The 4,224-nt window shown below is 68.8% G+C and carries 4 protein-coding genes; 2 read left to right on the top strand and 2 right to left on the bottom strand.

Translation table 11 applies throughout. The annotated features are described in order from the left end of the window. A partial coding sequence (gene recD, locus R1101_RS0117175; protein ID WP_016934601.1) for an exodeoxyribonuclease V subunit alpha occupies window positions 1-1,632 on the top strand: 1,632 nt, incomplete at its 5' end. A 7-nt stretch (window positions 1,633-1,639) separates the two neighbouring features. Here the strand turns inward: recD and R1101_RS0117170 are convergent. Next, a complete protein-coding gene (locus R1101_RS0117170; protein WP_016934600.1) occupies window positions 1,640-2,113 on the bottom strand; it encodes a hypothetical protein in 474 nt (157 codons plus the stop codon). A 104-nt stretch (window positions 2,114-2,217) separates the two neighbouring features. Here R1101_RS0117170 and R1101_RS0117165 point away from each other — a divergent pair, with 104 nt between their 5' ends. Next, window positions 2,218-3,645: a lipase maturation factor family protein gene (locus R1101_RS0117165; protein WP_016934599.1), complete on the top strand. Its 1,428-nt coding sequence runs from the start codon at window positions 2,218-2,220 to the stop codon at window positions 3,643-3,645. A gap of 15 nt (window positions 3,646-3,660) precedes the next feature. Here the strand turns inward: R1101_RS0117165 and R1101_RS0117160 are convergent. Beyond that, a partial coding sequence (locus tag R1101_RS0117160) for a hypothetical protein (RefSeq protein WP_016934598.1) occupies window positions 3,661-4,224 on the bottom strand: 564 nt, incomplete at its 5' end.

Below are 4,224 nucleotides of genomic sequence, written 5' to 3'. Positions count from 1 at the left end.
GATCCCGCGAGCCTGCCGTGGCCCCGCGACGAGGACGTGCTCGCGGCGTTGCGGCGCAGTCCCCTCGTGGTCGGCGGCGAGCGCGGGCCGCTGCGTCCGCTGCGCCTCGTCGACACCGCGGAAGGCCCGCTGCTCTATCTCGACCGGTACTTCCGGCAGGAACAGACGATCCGCCGGGTACTCGCCGAGCGCACGGCGACCTTCCCCGACCTCGACGAAGAGCGGATCGCGGCCACGCTCGACGAGTTGTTCCATCACCCCGACGATCCCGCAAGGCCCGCACCGGCACCCGACCGTCAGCGCGTCGCGGCGGCGCTCGCGGTCACCCGGCCGACCACGGTGATCGCCGGCGGACCTGGCACCGGTAAGACCCACACGGTCGCACGGATCCTCGCGCTGCTCACCCGTCTGTACGGGCACGACCTTCGTATCGGTCTCGCTGCTCCCACCGGAAAGGCCGCCGCGCGCCTGCAGGAGTCGGTGCGCGAGCAGGAGGCGGAACTGGGTCTGCCGTCGAATCTCACGGCCATGACCGTGCACCGGATGCTCGGCTGGCAGCGCGGACGTACGCGCTTCCGTTACCACACGGGCAACCATCTGCCGTACGACGTGATCGTCGTCGACGAGACGTCGATGGTGTCGCTGACGATGATGTGCCGTGTGCTCGAGGCGGTGCGGCCCGACACCCGGCTGGTGCTGGTGGGCGACCCCGATCAGCTCGCGTCCGTCGACGCGGGTGCGGTGCTGGCCGACCTGGTGGCCCGGCCCGTGACGGGCACACTCGACCCGGTCTTCGAGCGGATCGTCACCCGCGATCTGGTGGCGGAGGGGGATCCTGCCGAAGAGAAGGGCTTCTCGGACAAGGAGCGCGACCGGTTGCGTGGCGGCGTCGTGCGCCTCAGCCGGGGACGCCGGTTCGGTGGTGCGATCGCGGATCTGGCGGTGGCCGTCCGCAAAGGGAACGGCGACGAGGTGCTCGACATCCTGCGCAGCGGCGACCCGCACGTCTCGTTCGTTCCTCCCCACGACCTCGACGCTCTGCGCGACGACATCGTCCGGTCCGCGGAGGAGGTCACCAAGGCGGCGGAGACGGGCGAGGTGAAGACGGCGCTGACACGGTTCGAGGAACACCGGTTGCTGTGCGCGCACCGCGACGGTCCGGCCGGTGTGCAGTGGTGGGCGCGGCAGGCCGCCGAGTGGATCGGCGAGGCCGCGGGACAGCGTCTCGACCCCGAGGGGTGGTATCCCGGCAGGCCACTGCTCGTCACCGCCAACGACCACGACATGCAGATCTACAACGGCGACACCGGTGTGGTGGTGCGGCGCGGCGACGAACTCGTGGCGGCATTCGCGCGCGGCGAGACGCCGTTCGAACTGCGCCCGAGCCAGTTACCCGCGGTGAGCACCGTCTACGCGATGACGATCCACCGCAGCCAGGGCAGTCAGTACGGCACTGTGTCGGTGGTGCTGCCCGATTCCGGATCGGCGCTGCTCACCCGCGAACTGCTGTACACCGCCATCACGCGGGCGCGGTCGCACGTGCGGATCATCGGGACGGAGGACGCGGTACGCGCGGGTGTGGCCCGGCAGGTGCTCCGAGCGAGTGGGCTGCGGCGGGAGATCGACCTGTAGCCGATCGTCAGCGCTCGTCGGCGTCGGCACCGGACCGGGTCAGCACGAGACCGGTCCCGCCGATCCCGATGAGGCTGATCGCCAGCGCCACGGACGGCCAGCCCTCGGTCTGCCAGTACACGTCTTCGAGGGTGATGAGCAGGGCTGCTTCGTCGACGATCAGGGCGAGGGCCACACCGAGGGCGAGACCCATCCAGGTCCGCGTCTTCGGTGACCGGTCGACCATGCCGTAGATCGCCACGCCGGCGAGCAGCAGGATGCCCCACAGGTAATGGTGGAGGTGTACTCCGCCGGTGCTGATGTCGCCGAAACCCCTCGTGTCGATCTGAATGAGCCAGGTCACGAGGCGGGCACCGCCGAAGGTCACCGTGAAGGCCAGCCAGGCAAGGACGATCCCGCGGCGCGACGGATCGATCTGACTCCATCGCCGCGGAATCGAGATACGGGATCGGGTACCGTCCGATTCGTTAGATTTGCTCACTATTCCTGTCTACACCGCGCGGCTTCGCGAGTCCGTCTCCACCACCGGACCGGACGTGGCATGCTCGAATCGGCGCGCACGACAGAGGACGAACGAGCCGAGCGATGGACTGGCTGGACGCGGACGGGTACACGATCGGGAGGCTGCTGGTCACCCGCGGACTCGCGGCGTTGTACGTCGTCGCCTTCCTCGCGGCGCTCCTGCAGTTCCGGGCGCTGATCGGGGAACGCGGCATCCTTCCTGCCCCGCGCTTCCTCGCTTTCACGTCGTTCCGGCAGTCGCCGAGCCTGTTCCACTGGAGATACTCCGACGGGCTGTTCACCGCCGTCGCCGTGGTCGGTGTCGCGCTGGCCGTGGTGACAGGGCTCGGTGTCACCGAGCAGTTGCCGCTCGTGGTCTGCATGCTCGTGTGGTTCGTGATGTGGCTGCTGTACCTGTCGATCGTCAACGTGGGGCAGGTCTGGTACTCCTTCGGATGGGAGTCGCTGCTGCTCGAGGCCGGGGTGCTCGCGATCTTCCTCGGCAATGCCGATACCGCGCCGCCGCTGCTCGTGTTGATCCTGCTGCGCTGGTTGCTGTTCCGGCTCGAGTTCGGTGCCGGACTCATCAAGATGCGCGGCGACCGGTGCTGGCGCGACCTGACGTGCCTGTACTACCACCACGAAACCCAGCCGATGCCCGGCCCGTTCAGCCGGTACTTCCACCTCCTTCCGCGGCCGCTGCACAGGGCGGAGGTGGCAGGCAACCACGTCACCCAGCTCGTCGTGCCGTTCGGGTTGTTCCTGCCGCAACCGGTCGCCGGGATCGCCGCGCTGATCATGATCGTGACGCAACTGTGGCTCGTGATCAGCGGCAACTTCGCGTGGCTCAACTGGATCACCATCGTCGTCGCGCTGTCGGTGGTGCCCGACAGCTTCTACGGGATACCGGTCGATGCGACGACGACCTACGGTCCGACCCCCATCGCCTACACCGTCGCCGTGGTGGCGCTGACCGTGCTGGTCGCGGGGCTCAGCTACTGGCCGGTGGCGAACATGATGTCGCGCCGGCAGGCGATGAACGCCTCGTTCAACAAGTGGCACTTCGTGAACACCTACGGCGCTTTCGGCACCGTCACCCGCACCCGGCGCGAGGTGATCGTCGAAGGCACGTCCGATGCGGTCGTGACGCCGGCGACGGAATGGCGCGAGTACGAGTTCAAGGGCAAGCCGGGTGATGTGCGGCGGCGCCCGCGCCAGTACGCGCCGTATCACCTGCGTCTGGACTGGCTGATGTGGTTCGCGGGAATCTCCCGCGACTACGCGGCGGGCTGGTTCCCGAGGTTCGCCGGGAAACTGCTCGAGAACGATCCCGCCACCGTGAAACTGCTCCGGCACAATCCGTTTCCGGACGAGCCGCCCCGGCTGGTGCGAGCACGCCTGTTCCGCTACCACTTCGCGACGCGCGCGGAACGACGGGCGACGGGGCAGTGGTGGATGCGGGAGGAGATCGGCGACTTCATGATGCCGATGGCCCGGCACGACCTGCCCTGACCACGGCCCTCGCGATCACCAGACCTCGCCGCCGATGTCCGACACGGTGAATCCGTGCTCGTCCGTCTCGCAGGTGACACCCGTCTTCTCGTCGACGACGCAGGTGAACGGATCGACTGTGAGGGTGCGGCCGTAGGGCAGTGTCTTCGGGGCGCCACCGAACTCCATGAACGAGATCTCGCCGATGCCGACCCACTCGCCGGGGCCGTCCGCCGCGAGCATCAGGGCGTTGGCGGGCACCAGCATGTCCGGCGCACCACTGCCGGGGACCCGGGGCGCACTCGCCGGCATATCGCCCTGGCAGCCCGCGAGTGGGCTGGTGTGGACGAGGATGGCACACCCGAACCTGCCGCTCTCCGAGGTGAAGTAGTACACGCCGTCGGACGTGGCGGCGTAGTCGTCGGGATCGGCCGGCTTCGGCGCGGGAGTGGTCGTCGTCGACGGTGCCGACGACGTGGCAGTGGCGCGTGGTGCCCCGGTGGGTGTTTCGGACGCGATGGCTTCACCCTCGACGCTCCGCGAACAGCCCGCCACGACGAGTGCCGCACCTGCGACGGCGACGAAGCTGACGAAGCGCGC

The organism is Rhodococcus sp. R1101, from assembly GCF_000278445.1.
Taxonomy (GTDB): Bacteria; Actinomycetota; Actinomycetes; order Mycobacteriales; family Mycobacteriaceae; genus Rhodococcus; species Rhodococcus gordoniae.
Note: the sequence above shows the minus strand (reverse complement) of the source record. Positions and strands in the feature narration are given on the sequence as shown.